The 15,405-nt window shown below is 71.2% G+C and carries 16 protein-coding genes; 4 read left to right on the top strand and 12 right to left on the bottom strand.

What is annotated here, in order from left to right:
• The first annotated feature begins 58 nt into the window (after nucleotides 1-58).
• Both OG456_RS41455 and OG456_RS41450 read left to right on the top strand, forming a co-directional pair.
• The gene (locus OG456_RS41455; RefSeq protein WP_266570240.1) at nucleotides 59-1,600 is read left to right on the top strand and encodes an MFS transporter; all 1,542 of its coding nucleotides are present in this window, start codon (nucleotides 59-61) and stop codon (nucleotides 1,598-1,600) included.
• A complete protein-coding gene (locus OG456_RS41450) occupies nucleotides 1,597-2,172 on the top strand; it encodes a TetR/AcrR family transcriptional regulator (RefSeq protein ID WP_266570239.1) in 576 nt (191 codons plus the stop codon). Before OG456_RS41455 ends, OG456_RS41450 begins: the two co-directional genes overlap by 4 nt.
• A gap of 21 nt (nucleotides 2,173-2,193) precedes the next feature.
• On the opposite strand, the gene OG456_RS41445 is transcribed toward OG456_RS41450, so the two are convergent.
• From OG456_RS41445 to OG456_RS41435, 3 genes are all read right to left on the bottom strand, one after another.
• Entirely contained in the window at nucleotides 2,194-3,447 is a 1,254-nt protein-coding gene (locus OG456_RS41445) for an amidohydrolase (RefSeq protein WP_266570238.1), read from the bottom strand.
• Nucleotides 3,448-3,595: 148 nt separating this feature from the next.
• Nucleotides 3,596-4,243 (bottom strand): FMN-binding negative transcriptional regulator, encoded by a 648-nt coding sequence (locus OG456_RS41440; protein ID WP_266570237.1) that lies wholly within the window; start codon nucleotides 4,241-4,243, stop codon nucleotides 3,596-3,598.
• Between the two features lie 30 nt (nucleotides 4,244-4,273).
• The gene (locus OG456_RS41435) at nucleotides 4,274-5,110 is read right to left on the bottom strand and encodes an EamA family transporter (RefSeq protein WP_266570236.1); all 837 of its coding nucleotides are present in this window, start codon (nucleotides 5,108-5,110) and stop codon (nucleotides 4,274-4,276) included.
• A gap of 116 nt (nucleotides 5,111-5,226) precedes the next feature.
• Here OG456_RS41435 and OG456_RS41430 point away from each other — a divergent pair, with 116 nt between their 5' ends.
• Entirely contained in the window at nucleotides 5,227-5,811 is a 585-nt protein-coding gene (locus OG456_RS41430) for an XRE family transcriptional regulator (protein WP_266570235.1), read from the top strand.
• 16 nt (nucleotides 5,812-5,827) lie between these two features.
• On the opposite strand, the gene OG456_RS41425 is transcribed toward OG456_RS41430, so the two are convergent.
• From OG456_RS41425 to OG456_RS41405, 5 genes are all read right to left on the bottom strand, one after another.
• Nucleotides 5,828-6,250, bottom strand: a complete 423-nt coding sequence (locus tag OG456_RS41425) for a hypothetical protein (RefSeq protein ID WP_266570234.1) — start codon at nucleotides 6,248-6,250, stop codon at nucleotides 5,828-5,830.
• A 74-nt stretch (nucleotides 6,251-6,324) separates the two neighbouring features.
• Nucleotides 6,325-6,477 carry a hypothetical protein gene (locus OG456_RS41420; protein ID WP_266570233.1) on the bottom strand — a complete coding sequence of 51 codons (153 nt, stop codon included), beginning with the start codon at nucleotides 6,475-6,477 and terminating at the stop codon, nucleotides 6,325-6,327.
• A 72-nt stretch (nucleotides 6,478-6,549) separates the two neighbouring features.
• Nucleotides 6,550-7,278 carry a cupin domain-containing protein gene (locus tag OG456_RS41415; protein WP_266570232.1) on the bottom strand — a complete coding sequence of 243 codons (729 nt, stop codon included), beginning with the start codon at nucleotides 7,276-7,278 and terminating at the stop codon, nucleotides 6,550-6,552.
• Nucleotides 7,272-8,195 (bottom strand): PmoA family protein, encoded by a 924-nt coding sequence (locus OG456_RS41410; protein WP_266570231.1) that lies wholly within the window; start codon nucleotides 8,193-8,195, stop codon nucleotides 7,272-7,274. The genes OG456_RS41415 and OG456_RS41410 overlap by 7 nt, the downstream gene beginning before the upstream one ends.
• Nucleotides 8,192-9,340, bottom strand: a complete 1,149-nt coding sequence (locus OG456_RS41405) for a Gfo/Idh/MocA family protein (RefSeq protein ID WP_266570230.1) — start codon at nucleotides 9,338-9,340, stop codon at nucleotides 8,192-8,194. The genes OG456_RS41410 and OG456_RS41405 overlap by 4 nt, the downstream gene beginning before the upstream one ends.
• Nucleotides 9,341-9,521: 181 nt before the next feature.
• Here OG456_RS41405 and OG456_RS41400 point away from each other — a divergent pair, with 181 nt between their 5' ends.
• A complete protein-coding gene (locus OG456_RS41400) occupies nucleotides 9,522-10,568 on the top strand; it encodes a LacI family DNA-binding transcriptional regulator (RefSeq protein WP_266570229.1) in 1,047 nt (348 codons plus the stop codon).
• Between the two features lie 89 nt (nucleotides 10,569-10,657).
• On the opposite strand, the gene OG456_RS41395 is transcribed toward OG456_RS41400, so the two are convergent.
• From OG456_RS41395 to OG456_RS41380, 4 genes are read right to left on the bottom strand one after another with little or no spacing between them, the layout of a single operon-like run.
• Nucleotides 10,658-12,532 (bottom strand): DUF2264 domain-containing protein, encoded by a 1,875-nt coding sequence (locus OG456_RS41395; RefSeq protein ID WP_266570228.1) that lies wholly within the window; start codon nucleotides 12,530-12,532, stop codon nucleotides 10,658-10,660.
• A complete protein-coding gene (locus OG456_RS41390) occupies nucleotides 12,529-13,509 on the bottom strand; it encodes a hydroxyacid dehydrogenase (RefSeq protein ID WP_266570760.1) in 981 nt (326 codons plus the stop codon). Before OG456_RS41390 ends, OG456_RS41395 begins: the two co-directional genes overlap by 4 nt.
• A 23-nt stretch (nucleotides 13,510-13,532) precedes the next feature.
• The gene (locus tag OG456_RS41385; RefSeq protein ID WP_266570227.1) at nucleotides 13,533-14,405 is read right to left on the bottom strand and encodes a carbohydrate ABC transporter permease; all 873 of its coding nucleotides are present in this window, start codon (nucleotides 14,403-14,405) and stop codon (nucleotides 13,533-13,535) included.
• Nucleotides 14,402-15,385 (bottom strand): carbohydrate ABC transporter permease, encoded by a 984-nt coding sequence (locus OG456_RS41380; RefSeq protein WP_266570226.1) that lies wholly within the window; start codon nucleotides 15,383-15,385, stop codon nucleotides 14,402-14,404. The genes OG456_RS41385 and OG456_RS41380 overlap by 4 nt, the downstream gene beginning before the upstream one ends.
• Nucleotides 15,386-15,405: the final 20 nt, after the last annotated feature.

The raw sequence follows: 15,405 nt of genomic DNA, 5'->3' as shown, positions 1-15,405 counted from the left end.
CGCGGCCGCCCCCCAGGTGGCGGCGGCCGGAGCGGGTTCCGAACTATGTCATCATTCAATGACATCGCCTGATGACAAGAACGGTATCCCTCCCTTGCAGCCCTCCATACCGGCGTCCGCGCGCACCTCTGCCGTATCGGCGCCCGCACTTCGCCACCCACGGGCTCTCGTGCCCGTCCTCGTCTCGCTCGGCATGCTCGTCGCCGTGGTCAGCAGCCTCGGCGCACCGCTCATCCCGACCATCGCGGCCGAGGACCACGTCGCCGTCTCCACCGCACAGTGGGCGCTGACGGTGACGATGCTGATGGGAGCCATCGCCACACCGGTCATGGGGCGCCTCGGCGACGGCCCGTACCGCAAGAACGTGATCCTCACCGGCCTCGCCGTGGTCCTGGCGGGCAGTCTCCTGGCGGCCCTGCCCCTCGGGCTCACCTGCCTCCTCGTGGGCCGGGCGCTGCAGGGCGTCGGCATGGGCCTCGTCCCGCTCGCCATCGCCACCGCCCGCGACGCGCTTCCTCCGGAGCGGGCACGGTCGGCGGTGGCGACCCTCTCCCTGACCACCGCCGCGGGCATCGGCCTCGGCTATCCGATCACCGGCCTGTTCGCCCAGTACCTCGGCATGTACGCCGGATTCTGGTTCGCGGCCGCCACAGCAGCCGCCGCGCTCACCGCCACCGTGATCGTCGTGCCCGCGGCGCCGAAGCGCCCCACCGTCCCGATGGACTTCCCCGGCGCGCTGCTGCTCGCCGGTGGCATGGCGGCCCTGCTGGTGACGCTGGCCGAGGGGGAGCGGTGGGGCTGGGGATCCGCCCCGCTGCTCGCACTCGCCGTCGCGGCCGTCGTCCTGCTCGCCGGGTGGGTCCTGCACTCGATGCACTCCACGCATCCGCTGGTGCGGGTACGGCTCATCAAGGATCGCGGCGTACTCGTCGCCAACCTGACCACGATGGTCGGCGGCGTGGGCACCTACCTGCTGATCGCCCTGGTCACCCGCTACGTCCAGACGCCCGAGTCCGCCGGATACGGGTTCGGCTCGTCCATCGTCGTCACCGGTCTGCTGCTCGTGCCGTTCTCCGCGGCCAGCCTCGTCACCGGCCGCCTGGTGCGCATGCTCGGCGCGGCGGCGACCCCCGCCCGCATGCTGCCGCTGGGCTGTCTGCTCTCCCTCGCGAGCCTGGTCTGCTTCCTGCTCGCACGCTCCAGCCTGTGGGGCATCGGCACGATGATGGCGCTCGCCGGACTCGGTGTGGGCGTCACCTTCGCGGTCACACCCGGCCTGATCGTCGGCGGGGTGCCCGCACAGGAGACGGGCAGCGCGATGAGTTTCAATCAGGTCATGAAGTACATCGGGTACTCGACCGGCAGCGCGCTGAGCGCGGTCATTCTCCAGGCCGCCACCGGCCCCGGCGCGGCGCTGCCGAGCAACGACGGATATCGGACCGCGGGCCTCGCAGGCTGCGCCGCCTTCGTGATCACCGGCATTCTCGCCGTCGTACTCACTCGCACGGGCACCCGGCCGCGGCCGTCCGTGGTCGCGGCGGGGCACGTCGCTCCGGTCGCCACGGGTGAGCGGGCGCGCCCCGAGCCGAGTCGCCCGTGAGCGGCGCGGACGCCGGCTCGCGCCGGAACTCGGCCCGCACCCGCGAGGCGCTGCTGCGGGCGGCGACCGAACTCTTCTCCGAGCGCGGCTACGACCGCACCACCATCCGCGAGATCGGTGAGCGGGCGGGGGTGGACCCGGCCCTGATCGCACGCTACTTCGGCAGCAAGCCCCTGCTGTACGTGGAGGTGCTGCGCGCCGAACACGGTGATACCGCGCCCGACGACCTGCTCACCGAGCCCCGCCTGCGTGAGGTCGCCGAACGTGCGGAGCGGCGCGGTCCTGTCCCTTTGCTGAGGGTCGCCGTCCAGCCGTTGAGTGACGGGGCAGCGCAGGACGCCACCCGCGCGGCGCTGCGGTCCCGGCTCGTGGATCCGCTGCGCGCACGTTTCGAGCGGGAGGGCAGGGACCGGCCGGGGCTGCGGGCCGACGTGCTGGTGGCGGCGGTCGCCGGGGTGTTGCTCGCCCGCCATTCCGGGGCGTTCGAGGACCTGGCCGACGCGGAGGTGGACGAGGTCGTCGATGTGTTGCTGGAGACGCTGGGTGGCGATGGGCCCGCCGGCGATCGGTGAACGTCGGCGGGCCCACATGGTTCAGGAGTCCGCGAGCCAGGTGAGCGCGGCTACGACGAGTGCTTCCACGCCCGTGCTCAGGGTGGGCTCGACGACCGGGGCGAAGTGGGGGGAGTGATTGCTCGGCAGCTCGTCCAGCCGGTCTTCCTGGAGCGCGCCGAGAACCGTTTCGGTGTCCAGGCCGCCCCAGAACCAGAAGACGGTCGGCACGTCGAGCACCTCACCGAACACGCCCACGTCCTCGCTCGCGTTCACCTGAGGCATCGGCATGATCCGCTGCTGCCCGAAGTGCTCCGCGAACGCGGCGACCGTGGCCTGCGTCGCCTCCGGATCGCTCACCAGCGCCGGCGCGGAGCCGGTCCAGGCGAATTCCGGTGACTCCGCGGCGCCACTCGCCTGCGACTCCGCTGTGGCGATGCGCTCGATGGCGCTGCGCACCTTGTCGCGGATCGCCGGGGTGAAGGTGCGGACGTTGATCCCCAACTCGGCCTTGTCGGGGATGATGTTGTCCTTTGTGCCCGCCTGCAGGCGGCCGACGGTCACCACCGCGGTCTCCGCCGGAGGCACCTCCCGCGCGACGATTCCCTGCAACCGCGTGACCACGTTGGCCGCCATGAGCACCGGGTCGACGGACGCCTCGGGCCGGGATCCGTGGGCGCCGCGACCGTGCAGAGTGAGGTCGAGGGAGTCCGCGGCAGCCATCACCGGGCCCGTGCCGTAGCCGATGACCCCTGCGGGCAACGGCCCGACGTGCTGGCCCAGCACGATCTCGGGCCTGGGGAACCGCTCGAAGAGTCCGTCGTCGACCATCCCGCGTGCGCCGACCGCGAGTTCCTCAGCCGGCTGGAACACCACCAGCAGCGTGCCACGCCACTCGTCACGCGACCGCGCGAGCAACCTGGCGGCACCGGTCAGGCAGGCGGCGTGCATGTCGTGACCGCAGGCGTGCATCACCGGCACGTCGCGGCCCTCGTGGTCCACGCCTCGCACCCGGCTGGCGTAGGGAAGTCCGGTCTTCTCCTCCACCGGCAGCGCGTCGAAGTCCGCGCGGAGCATGACGACCGGCCCCTCGCCGTTGCGCAGTACCCCGACCACGCCGGTGACGCCGATGCCTTCGGTCACCTCGTCGAAGCCCGCCTCGCGCAGGTGCTTCGCCAGAAGACCGGCGGTGCGTGTCTCCTGGAGCGAGAGCTCGGGATTTTGGTGCAGATCCTTGTAGAAGGCGGCGAGTTCATCGCGGATCTCCGGCAGATGCGCGGTCACCGTCTTCGACATGGCTACCTGACCTCTCTGAGTACCGATGTGCGTACCGTAACTCCGCACTCCAGGGACGCGTGCCGCACCGTGGCAGGTGGCGCTGACCGCCGTACGTGCCAGGGGGGTTGTGCTGGGTTCGTGTGACCTGAGGAACGCGTCCGCCCTGTCAGGGCTTCCAGTCGCCCATGCGGTCCAGGCGGCGGAGCTGCTGGCGGGCGGTGGGTACGTCGAGGGCCTCGCCCCGTGCGGTGAGGCGGTCCGCGACCGTGGTGCGGTGCTCGGCGGGCTTGTGGTCGTCGTACTTGAACTTGGCGACCACATCGATGACGTCCAGGCGCAGCCCGCGGATGCCGGGCAGCATGCGGCCGTATGGAGGCTGGTCCACCAGTACGGGGGCGTGGTCGCCGTCCGGCTGGAAGTGGGCGAGCTGGCGGCGCAGGAGTTCGGCCTTGGCCTCGGGGGAGTCGACGATGTGGGCGTGGCAGGTGAACTGAACGGCCGCGTAGTAGCTGGTGGGGACGCCGTCGGTGGGTGTCGTGTCCGGCTTGGCGCGCCAGGGGCCGGGGATGAAGGCGTAGTCCCCGATGACGGTGAACGTGACGTTCGGGTCGTGCTCGATCGCCTTCCAGACCGGGTTGGGGCGGGCGAAGTGGATCAGGAGCTGGTTGTCGTCGCCGGTGAAGTGGGTGGGGACGACCACGGGGGCCCGGCCGGGCAGGCCGTTGACGCTGAGCTGGCCGAAGTCGTGGCCGTCAGCGATCCACGTCTGCCATTCGCCCTCGTCCAGTGCGGCGTCCCAGGGTTGGATGAACACGCTCTTCTCCTTGTGGGGTGGTGGGCCGGTTCAGGTGAGGGCGAGGAGGCTGACGGCGACGGCCGCGGTGCCCAGGCCCACGAGCTGGCCGCGGTGGATGCGTTCGGCCAGCACACTCCGGGCGAGCAGCACCGTGCCGACCGGGTAGAGGGCCGTGATCACGGCGACGACGGTGAGGTCTCCGCTGCGGACGGCGATGAGGAACAGCAGGTTCGCCACCGAGTCCAGCACGCCCGCCGCGGCCGACATGGCGTAGGCGGGCTTCTCGCTGCCGAGCCTGCGGCGCATGACCCCGGCCGCGGTCAGGGTGACCGCTGTCGAGACCGCCCTGCCGACGATGAGCGGGGCCACGCCGCTGTCCGCCGGCGCCTGGTGCAGGAAGATCAGCTGGAGGGCGATCGCGGAGCCCGCGCCGAACGCCAGCAGCAGCGCCGTGCGCGACGGACGCGACGAGCCCGCGCCGTGCCCGGCGCTGACCAGCACGACGGCGATGAGCGCGAGCGGCAGGCCGAGCAGCCCTGCCGTGCCCAGCCGCTCGCCCTGCATCAGCCCCACGCTGACAGGCAGCGCGGCGGACACCAGAGCGGTGACCGGGGACAGCACGTTCATCGGGCCGATGGCCAGAGTCTTGTAGAGCAGCGCGAACGCCACCGCCGAGGCGACGCCGGAGGCGGCACCCCAGCCGACGGCGCCCGGGCTGAACGAGGTGCCGAGCACGGGCCACAGCAGCAGCTCGACCGCGAGGCTGGCCGGTGCGGCGACCATCACGGTGCGCAGCACGTGCGCCTTTCGGGCACCGAGGCCGCCGAGGAAGTCGGCGCAGCCATAGGCGAGTGAGCTGCCCAGAGCCAGCAGCAGAGCGATCACGGGTACATCCCTTAGTCTTCAGTGGAACGACTAAACCGTACAATGGACCGACCGCGGTGGTCAACCAACCGACCGGGCGGTGCATTGCAGTGGTCCACGGCGAGGATGGTGATCGGATGGCCGAGACAGAGGAAGCTCTGCGCACGCTCGCGCACAACGTCAGGGCGGCCCGTTCCCGAGCGGGCCTGTCCCTGGACGAGCTCGGCCGACGAGCCAAGGTCAGCAAGGGGGCCCTGGTCGGACTGGAGAAGGCTCAGGGCAACCCGAACTTCGCCACGCTGGTCCGGCTCGCCGACACCCTCGGTGTCTCGGTGTCCGCCCTGATGGAGGGACCGGCCGAAGGGCGGGTCCGCGTCGTGACCGCCGGCGCCGTGATGCCACTGTGGACGGGGGAGCGGGGCAGCGAGGCCCGGCTCATGCTGACGACGTCGGGCCCCGCCCCGGTCGAGGTCTGGCGCTGGCAGCTGGCACCCGGCGAGGAGTACCCCAGCCACCCCCATCAGGCCGGAGTCGTCGAAACCGTCAGCGTCACCGTCGGAGAGATGATCCTCGAGGTCGATGGCACCGAGCACCCTGTCGAAGCCGGACAGACAGCCACCTTTGACGGCAACGCCCCCCACACCTACCGCGGTTCCGGCACGGAGACCTGCCACCTCATCATGACCGTCCACCTGCCGCCCGGCCCCGCGGTCACCGTCTGACGACCGGTGATACGACCTACGACGCGCCTCGGCCCGGGGCGCGGGTCCGCGTGAGGATCTCGTGCAACTCCCGTACAGGGAGCTTTGGTTGACGGTCCGCCGAGAACGGGCCGTTGATCTCCTGCTCCGTGTCGGTGAACTGGGTGAAGCAGAAACCGGCGAGGCCGGAGTCCACCGCGGCCTCCACCAACCCGGCCAGCCGCTCGGCGAAGTCCTCCTTCGTGCTCACGGTGTCGTAGCCGAACCACTCGGCGCCCTCGGCGGGTTCGAAGGTGGCCCCGCCGAACTCACTCAGCACGACTGGCTCCCCCTGGTGGCGCACGCCGTCCAGAACGAGCCGCTTGGCACCCGGCCACCGCTCGACGATCTCGCCCTGCCGCAACGAGGGGTGCCCGTAACGCTCGCGCAGTACGCGCGCGTCCTGCGTGTAGTCGTGCACGCCCCAGATGTCGGCGGCGGAGATCTCCCAGCCGTCGTTGGAGACGGACGGGCGTGACGGGTCGAGGGCTTTGGTCAGGTGGTAGACGCGGTCAGGTGTGCGCGCAGGTGCCCGGCGTACGCACCGGCCCTGAGCGTGGAGGTCAGCGCGGTGCTGAGGCCGACGGCGGCCGCGGCCAGGACGGCACGGCGGGGGAGTGGGCGCCGGCCGCTTCGGGGCTCGGGCATGGGGGCCTTCCAGAGGACGGTGCGTGGATGGAGGGGGGAGGGGAGAGACAGGGGCGGCCCCGGGGCCGGACGTCAGATGCCGGGGTAGACGTCCAGCCGGCCGCACATGCCGAAGCGTCCGCGGGCGGTGGGCCCGGTCGCTGTCACCCTGGCTCGGTCGAGGTGCCCGGCGTCTTTCGCGCGCAGGGAGTCGAGTTGGGTCCCGGTCGTCGCCGCCGCGGCGTGGGCCCCGTCCTTCCAGCGCTGCTCCCATGCGTCGAGGCGTGGGCGGATGAGCTCGGCGGCGGCCCGCTGGAACGCGGCCAGTGGTTCCGGATCGCCGCCCTGGGTGGCTTCGCGCAGTTCCAGGAACCGGCGGGTCGCCAGGTCGCGCCGGGCGCGTGCGCCCTTCACCTGCTCGGCCTCGGGGGCGTCGGTGGGGACGCGGACCGCGGTCGCGTAGGTCTCGGCGTCGGTGAGGAGGTCCTGGGGGAGGGTGAGCACCGCGTCGCCCGCCTCGGGCAGGCCGCTGTTCTGCATCACGACGGTGATCTGGAGGCCGCCGTCGTTGGTGAGGCGATGGATCGTGCCGGGCGTGAACCAGGCCACGGTGCCCGGCTCCAGAGGTGTCTCCTCGTAGCCGGACGTGGTCAGGGTCTGCACCGTGCCCCGGCCGCCCGTCACCACGTATCCCTCGCTGCACGTGAGGTGCAGGTGAGGGGTGCCGCCGCCGGTCCGGCCGTCGACCGTGGGCCAGTCGTAGACGGTCAGCCGGGACACACCCACCGCCGCCGGGAAGCCGTCGTACGTCGCGCTCACCACGCGTGTCCCCGCAGGTGCGCGGCGACCTGCTCGCGGTCCCAGGCGCCGTCGGCGACCGTCACGCGGTAGCTACGGGTGAGTGTGTCGCCGGGGGCGAGGACGAGTTCCTCGTGGAAGGCCCAGGACGGCGCGACCGCGGCGAACGGGTCGCTGCGCACGAACCAGTGCGCCGGGTGGGTCCCCTTGTCGCCCGCGTGGTCGTTGGCGGGGGCGTGCTCGAAGACGACGGTGGCGTGGCCGTCGCGCCCGTCGTGCTCGCCCACGTAGGCCAGCCAGGGTGCTTGACTGCCCATCAGGTCGCCGCCGTCGGCTTCGGAGGTGAAGACCCGGCCGTCGCGGAAGGCTCGCGGTCCGCGCCAGAACAGGCCGGTGTATCCGGCGGCCGGGCGGCCATGGGTGGTGGGGCTGCCGAAGCGCAGGGGCTCGTCGCGCCGGTTGGTGACGGCCGAGGTCCAGGTCAGGGACCAGCTGCCGGTGTCCGCGTCCACGTCGCGCACCTCGATGCGGCGTTCCTCGTCCGCCCACAGCTCCTTGTCGTGCGGGTGCCAGGTCAGGCGCTCGGCGATGACGGCGCGGCGGTCCGCGGCAAAGACCTCCTCGAAGGCGACGTGGGCCATCGAGCCGACCTTCTCGGGCAGGGCGAGGTAACCGTCGCCGTGCACGTAGGTGTTGCCGCCCCACAGGTTCTGGCCCGACAGGTGGGAGGCCGTCAGCTGCAGTCCCTTGTGCCACCGGTGGTCGTTGGGCCGGTAGTCGGTGACGACCGCGCCGGACAGGGTGCGGATCGGGTGCAGATACGGCTTGGGGGCCTCCCACGCGGCCTCGGGCCGGTACACGTAGGCGAACAGCTCGGTGCCGGTGTCCGCGTGGGCGACGGTGATGCGGTCGCCGTGGGCATGGGTCAGTGCGAGCGTCATGCGTGGTCCTCTTCCTGGTGGGGGTCGGCCGGTGCCCAGCCCGGGGCGTCGCCGTGGAGGGCTGTGTAGTAGGGGTCGCCGGGGCCTATGTCACCGGCGCGGACGGTCGCGTCGGTGAACGCGGACTTGTACAGAGCGGTGATGAACTCGAGCGTCTGACGTCCGCCCGCGCCGCTGGTGGCGTGGCGCCGTCCGGCCTTGATGTCGGTGACGAGCGCCCGCAGTTGGGCGAGGTGCGAACTGGGCTCGTCCTCGCCGAAGTCGTGCCAGCCGGCCAAGGTCTCCTCGGGGACGCCGGGAGCGGGCGTGATGCGCCAGTCGGCGTTGCGGTAGCCGTACAGGTGCGTCAGCTCGATGGTCGCGAGCTCACAGTCGATACGGATGCGGCTGACCTCGTCGGGGCTGAGCACGCTGTTGACGACCGTGCCGACGGCCCCGTCGGCGAACCGGATCTGGGCGGTGGACACGTCCTCGGTCTCCACGTCGTGCACGAGACGGGCCGCCATGCCGCGCACCTCGGTCCACGGCCCCATCAGATCGAGCAGCAGATCCGTCTGGTGGATGCCGTGTCCCATGGCCGGGCCGCCGCCCTCGGTCGCCCAACGGCCACGCCACGGCACGGAGTAGTAGGCGCTGTCCCGGTACCACGTGGTCTGGCAGTGCGCGACCAGCGGGCGGCCGAACGCGCCCTCGCGCAGCAGGCGGCGCACGTGCCGGGCGCCGGAACCGAAGCGGTGCTGGAAGACGATCGACGCGTACGGGTCCCCGTCACCGCCCTTCTCCTCCGCCTCCACGGCGTCGTAGTCGGCCAGCGATGGGCACGGCGGCTTCTCGCACCACACCCAGGCACCGGCTCGCAGGGCCGCGACGGACTGTTCGCGGTGCAGGGCGGGCGGGGTGCACAACACCACGAGGTCCGGGCGTACTTCGGCGAGCATCGCGTCGAGATCCGTGGACGCGTAGGGGATCCGGAACGTGTCGGCGAACGCGCGGACCGCGGTGTCGTCCACGTCGACCACGGCCACGACGTCCGTCTCTCCTTCCGCGGCCAGCGTCCGCAGGGCCGGCAGATGGCTGGACCGGGCGATACCCCCTGCGCCGACGACGGCCGCGCGGAGCGGACGGTGGGGACGATCTGGAGACATGGGGACCCTCTCGAGAGGCGGACGGCAAGCGCTTGCCGTGAGGTGGTTCCAACGTTGTAACTGCCGCGTGTCCGCAGGGTCAACCCCCTCGTCGGGAAAGAGTTCCAGGCGGTCGGATCGCTGATGCTTCGTGCTCACAGGTGCATAATCTGGAGGGACTTCGAGTACGGGGGGCTGATCGGTGACGGCAGTGACACTCAAGGACGTGGCGCAGCGCGCGGGGGTGTCGATCAAGACCGTGTCCAACGTTGTACGAGGCGCTCCGAAGGTGTCAGAGACGACGCGCACACGGGTGATGCGCGCGGTGGCGGAACTCGGCTACCGGCCCAATCCGTCGGCGCGAAGACTGAGGACCGGGCGCAGCGGTCTCATCGCGCTGGCCGTCCCGGACCTCGCGACGCCCTACTTCGCGGAGCTCGCACACCACGTGAGGACAGAGGCCGCGGCGCTGGGATTCACCGTCCTGATCGAGGAGACGCTGGGGGACGCCAAGGAGGAGCTGCGCCTTGCGACCGGTGTCGGCGCGTCGTTGCTGGACGGCGTGATCCTGTCACCCCTGCACGTCTCGCCCGACGAACTCGCGCCTGTCGTCCACGAGTTCCCGCTCGTGCTGCTCGGTGAGCGCAGCTACGAACGCGATCGCGTCGTCGCCGACCACGTCCTGATCGACAACGTCGCCGCCGCTCGCGAGGCCACCGCTCACCTGGCCGGCCTCGGCCGTACCAGGATCGCCGCCATCGGCGTCGACCGATCGGCGTCCGCGACCAGCCGCCAGCGCCTGGAAGGATTCCAACTCGCCCTGCATGAAGCCGGGTTGACATACGACCCGAGACTTTCGCCGCAAGTGACAGAGTTCGACCGTGGCAACGGACTCCTGGCGATGCGCACCCTGATCGGCCTGCCGGCGGATGTGCGGCCCGACGCGGTCTTCTGCTTCAGCGACCTGCTGGCGATCGGAGCCCGACGGGCCGCGTTCGAAGCGGGCTTGCACATCCCCGGGCACATCGCCTTGGCGGGCGTCGACGGATCCGAGGAAGCCCGCTACAGCACGCCCTCCCTCACGTCGGTGGTTCCCGACAAGGCCGCGATCGCCTCCCTGGCCGTGAAGTGTCTGGCGACCCGTATCCGCGCGGACGAGGCCCCGCCTTTCGAGGTGCACATGGCCCCCTACTGGCTGGAGGTACGGGAGTCCACGAGCAGTGAGCGGCAGCGGCCGGCCACCCCCTGAAGGGGCCGCCTGCGGTCCGCACGTGCGGACCGCAGGCGGCCGGGCCAGGATGGGAGACGGTGCACGAACCGCCGGTTCAGGAACGCGCGTCACCCATGGGTGACGCGCACCGGCTCAAAGGCCACGAGGGTCTGCGGACCGTCGGCCCACCGCACCCGCAACTCCCTCTCGTGGACGATTACTTCGGACACCGCGTCGGCGAGCGGAGCACTGGGCTCGTCGGCGCTCAACGACGCCAGCGCCACGAACACCGCCGTTCCCTCGGCCGTGCCCGAGAGCCGCGGCACCCGCACCCACTGCTCGTAAGCCGTGCCCTGCGGTGCCCGCACCTCGTCCCGCTCGCCCCATCCGTACAGGCCGTGCAGATGCGAGCTCAAGGCGTCCGAGGCCCATCCGGTGAGCCTGACCCCCGCTCCGTGCGGTGCACCAACGACCCGGTGCACGCGCAACTCGTACCGGCCCCGGGCCACCGTCACGCTCTCCACGCGCAGTCCCGGCACCATCGGCGCGCCCGACGCGAACACCGGCAGGTGCGAGGACGCGGCCCAGCCCCACCCGTCGCCCTGCCCCGCGCCCAGCGGGAGGAGGCGGCGCCGCACGCTCGCGACGCCGGCGATCACGACCGACAGATGGTTGTCGGCGACGTTCGTCCGGGACGTCGGGCCTGTGTGCGTCGAGTACGCCTGACGGCCGTAGAGCGGGTCCTCCTGAGCGGCCGACTCCGCTTCCTGCGGGCGGACATGGTCGCTGCCGTGGTTGTGGAGCCGTACGATCCCGTCGGCCTGGGTCGACTGGACGAGCAGCCCCGGCGCGGGCAGCGCGAGCACCCGGTCCGGGCCCTCGCTCGGCGCGGGCTCCTCGGTCGCCGTCCACAGCGGGTCGTCCTCCGGCGCGAGCAGCGACACGAACCCCTTCGACGCCCAGTACGGGGACGCCGGCCCCGAGTAGGTCTGCAGCGTCGCGTCGTGCGGGCCGTGCCAGCCCAGGCTCAGCAGCCCGTCGTCCGTCACTCCGCCCCGGTCGAGGAAGTAGCGCAGGTTCCCGCTGATGAGGCGGCGGGACGTGCCGGGCGTCAGCGGGGTGTGGCCGGTGACGGCGCCGATGCCGACCGCCGCCGACGCCGCGAACCGGTACGTCAGCGAACGCCCGAAGTGGATCGGCGCCCCGTCGGCGCCGAAGAGCAGGGAGAACCCCTCCAGGTGCTCGCGCAGCCGCGGTCCGAAGCGGGCCGACAGTGCGGTGTCGCCGGACAGGTGCGCGTGCAGCAGCGGGTACAGGTGCAGCGCCCACCCGTTGTAGTGGTCGAAGGCCTGCCCGTCGCCGTCCGCGTACCAGCCGTCGCCCCGGTACCACGTCTCCATGAGCCCCAGTGCCCGTTGCATGGCACGCGTTGTGGCCTCGTCGCCGCGGCCGACCGACTCCAGGAACGACGCCACGGTGAACGGGAACAGATACCAGTTGTTGGGCGCGGGCGTGTGGTCGATCGCCCCGCGCAGCCAGGTCTCCGCCCGGTCCTGCACGTCGCTGTCGAGCTGGTCCCACAGCCACGGCCGGGTCAGCGACAGACCGAGCGCCACGGACGCCGACTCGACCATCGGCTGGCCCTGCACATGGTGGTCGAGGATCAGCGGCCACGACTCGGCGTCGTCCCGGCCGGGCGTCCGCGTGCCCGCCGTCAGGCCCTGCGCGTACCGCTCCAGCCAGCCGTGCGGGTCCTTTCCGCCGGCGCCCGCGACCCGGAAGCCCGCCGCCAGGAACGTACGGGCGAAGCCTTCGAGGCCGTCCGAGCGGACCCCGGACCCGGAGGGGCGGCCCGGCAGGTCGAGCAGGGCGCCCCCGGGTGTCGCCCAGCGCCACGCGGCACCGAGCAGCCCGTCGGCGACGGCCTCCCAGTGCGCGCGCGTGTACCCGGTGATCGGGCTCGACTCACGGTTCTCTTCGGGCAGTTTGAACGGGTTGGTCATGCGAGGAACGCCAGCCTTTCGCGTCGTACGGGATGGGCGAAGCCGTCGCCCGCGGCCCACCGGGCCACCTCGCCGACGGCAGTGTCGGCGAGGCGTTCCCACTCGTTGCCCTGGGAACCCGCGAGGTGGGGGGTGATGAGTGCGTTCGGGCAGTCCCACAACGGGTGGGTCGCGGGCAGGACCTCGGGGTCCGTCACGTCGAGGACCGCGCCGATGAGGCCCGCGCGCACCACGTCGGTGAGCGCGTCCTGGTCGACGACGGCGCCGCGCGAGGTGTTGATGAGGGTGGCCCCCGGTCGCATGGAACCGAGCAGCTCCCGGCTCACGAGGCCGCGCGTGGCCGGCAGCAGCGGCGTGTGTACGCTCAACAGGTCACTGCGCGCGAAGAGTTCGGACAGCTCCACCCACTCGACGCCCAGCTCGGCGGCCTCCGCCTCGGTGATGTACGGGTCGTGCAGCAGCACCTCGAAGTCGAAGGGCCGCAGCAGCTCGATCACCCGGCGGCCGATCAGCGACGCGGACAGCAGGCCCACCGTGCGACGGTAGTTGCCCACCTCCTGCGTGGTCAGCAGCCAGTTGTCGCGCTCTCGGGTCCGCCGGAAGTCGCGGGCCCGTTCCAGGACGTTCTTTCCGTGCAGCAGGATCATCGCGAGGGTGTACTCCGCGACCGGCAGCGCGTTGGCCGCGGCCGCCGACGACACCTCTAGGCCCCGCTCCCAGCAGGCATCGGAGACATGCCCTCGCACCGAACCGGCCGCGTGCACCACGGCCTTGAGGTGCGGAGCCGCTGCCAGGACGTCCGCGTCGAGCCGCGGACAGCCCCAGCCGGTGACCAGAACCTCGGTGTCGGCGAGGATCTTCCTGGCCCGTACGGTCGTCAGGTCGTCCAGGACGGGCAGCGGCGCCAGGTCGCACACCTCCGCGAGCGCGGCCACGGACCGCGGCGTGAAGACGGCCGCCGCGGCCTGGGGTGACATGGCCAACGCCACGCGGGGCTGGCTCACTTGACCGCCCCCGCCGTGAGGCCGGACCGCCAGAACCGCTGGAGGAAGATGAAGGCGAGGACGAGAGGAAGGACCGCCAGGAGCGAACCCATGATCACCACCGGATAGTACTCGGGCGAGACGGTCGCCTGGCTGTTCCACTGGAACAGGCCCAGGCTGACGGGATAGAGCTTCTGATTGGAGAGCATCACCATCGGCAGGAAGAAGTTGTTCCAGATCGCGGTGAGCTGGAACAGGAAGACCGTGATCAGGCCGGGGCCGAGCATCCGCAGCGAGACGCGGACGTATGTCGTCAGCTCCCCGGCGCCGTCGACGCGGGCCGCCTCCAGGACCTCGTTGGGCACGTAGCCCTGGGCGAAGATCCGGCCCAGGTACACGCCGAACGGGTTGAACAGGACCGGGATGAACACCGACCAGAACGTGTTCACGACGCCCGTCGCCGAGGCGATCAGGTACAGCGGCAGCGCGAGCACCGTCTGCGGCACCATCACCGCGGCCAGGACGAGCCCGAACAGCTTCTCCTTGTGCCGGAAGTGGTACTTGTCGAAGGCGTAGCCGCAGGCGACGCTGATCATCGCGCCCAGCGCGGCGCCGAGCACCGCGTACAGCAGGCTGTTGCCGTACCAGCGGCTGTAGAGGCCGCCGTCCATCGCGAACAGGTCCTTGACGTTCTGGACGAACGAGAAGTCCTTGAAGGAAAGGATGTTGCTGCTGAACAGCGCGTCGCGGGACTTGCCGGCGGCGAGCACCAGCCACAGCGCCGGCAGCATGGTGTAGAGGACGGAGATCGCGACGACCACGTTGACGGTCGTCCTGCCCAGCAGACGGGGACGCAGCAGGGTGGACCTGCTCAGCTCGGCAGTTGTCATCGGGTGCTCTCCTCGGCCGAGTTGACGCGGTTGGTCCAGCGGGTGACGCCGTAGGAGACGGCGATCGTGATGATGAGGAGGATCACCGACGCGGCGGCCGCGAGCGAGTAGTTGTTGCGGCTGAACGCCGCGTCGTAGATGTACATGCTCGGCGAGAAGCGGGCATCGACGACCTGCGAGCCCGCGCGCAGCAGCATTGGTTCCGTGAACAGCTGCAGCGCCCAGATCAGTGTGAACATCGCGACCATGACGATCGAGGAGCGCACCAGCGGCGCCTTCACCTGGAGCGCGGTGCGCACCGGACCCGCCCCGTCGACCACCGATGCCTCCAGGACCTCCCGGGGGACCGCTTGCAGGGCCGCGTAGAAGACGACCATGTTGTAGCCGAGGTTGCTCCACACCGCGATGTTCACGATCGACGGAATCGCGGTGTGCAGGCCCAGGAAGTTGACGGTGATGTCGGCCTTGCCCAGCACGTCGATGATCGGGCTGATGCCGGGGGTGTAGAGGTACAGCCAGATCAGCGCGGCGATGATGCCGGGCACCGCGTGCGGCAGGAACAGGCCCAACTGGGCCCAGGAACGCAGCCGTACGAGACCCGAGTCGAGCAGCAGGGCCAGCGCCAGCGAGCCGACGGTCATCACCGGGATGTAGATCAGGCAGTACAGCGCGACCGTGCTGAGGCCGGACAGGAACGACGGGTCCGTGAGCACGGCGGCGTACGAGCGCAGGCCGACGAAGACCGTGCGCTCCGGGCCGAAGCCGAGGCCCGGCTGGTCGTCGCTGAAGAAGCTCAGCCAGACGGCCGTGCAGACCGGGATCAGGAAGACGAGCGTGAGCAGCACGAAGAACGGGGCCATCAGGACGCCCGCGGCGCCGCCCCGGCGGCGCCTGGCCGCACGCTGCGCCTTGTGCCGGGAGCTGTCCGTCTCCCGCGCGGGAGCCGCCGCCGTGGCGGGGACCTGGGTTGTCGCGGTCATGGGGGTCACCTGCCTTTCGG

This window comes from Streptomyces sp. NBC_01446 (genome assembly GCF_026340095.1).
Lineage (GTDB): Bacteria > Actinomycetota > Actinomycetes > Streptomycetales > Streptomycetaceae > Streptomyces > Streptomyces aureus.
Note: the sequence above shows the minus strand (reverse complement) of the source record. Positions and strands in the feature narration are given on the sequence as shown.

Excerpts from the sequence above, each read along its gene's own strand:
- OG456_RS41380 (WP_266570226.1), bottom strand. The coding sequence starts at position 15,385 with ATGACCGCGACAACCCAGGTCCCCGCCACGGCGGCGGCTCCCGCGCGG.
- OG456_RS41385 (WP_266570227.1), bottom strand. The coding sequence starts at position 14,405 with ATGACAACTGCCGAGCTGAGCAGGTCCACCCTGCTGCGTCCCCGTCTG.
- OG456_RS41445 (WP_266570238.1), bottom strand. The coding sequence starts at position 3,447 with ATGTCGAAGACGGTGACCGCGCATCTGCCGGAGATCCGCGATGAACTC.
- OG456_RS41395 (WP_266570228.1), bottom strand. The coding sequence starts at position 12,532 with ATGACCAACCCGTTCAAACTGCCCGAAGAGAACCGTGAGTCGAGCCCG.
- OG456_RS41405 (WP_266570230.1), bottom strand. The coding sequence starts at position 9,340 with ATGTCTCCAGATCGTCCCCACCGTCCGCTCCGCGCGGCCGTCGTCGGC.
- OG456_RS41430 (WP_266570235.1), top strand. The coding sequence starts at position 5,227 with ATGGCCGAGACAGAGGAAGCTCTGCGCACGCTCGCGCACAACGTCAGG.
- OG456_RS41390 (WP_266570760.1), bottom strand. The coding sequence starts at position 13,509 with ATGTCACCCCAGGCCGCGGCGGCCGTCTTCACGCCGCGGTCCGTGGCC.
- OG456_RS41410 (WP_266570231.1), bottom strand. The coding sequence starts at position 8,195 with ATGACGCTCGCACTGACCCATGCCCACGGCGACCGCATCACCGTCGCC.
- OG456_RS41455 (WP_266570240.1), top strand. The coding sequence starts at position 59 with ATGACATCGCCTGATGACAAGAACGGTATCCCTCCCTTGCAGCCCTCC.
- OG456_RS41420 (WP_266570233.1), bottom strand. The coding sequence starts at position 6,477 with ATGCCCGAGCCCCGAAGCGGCCGGCGCCCACTCCCCCGCCGTGCCGTC.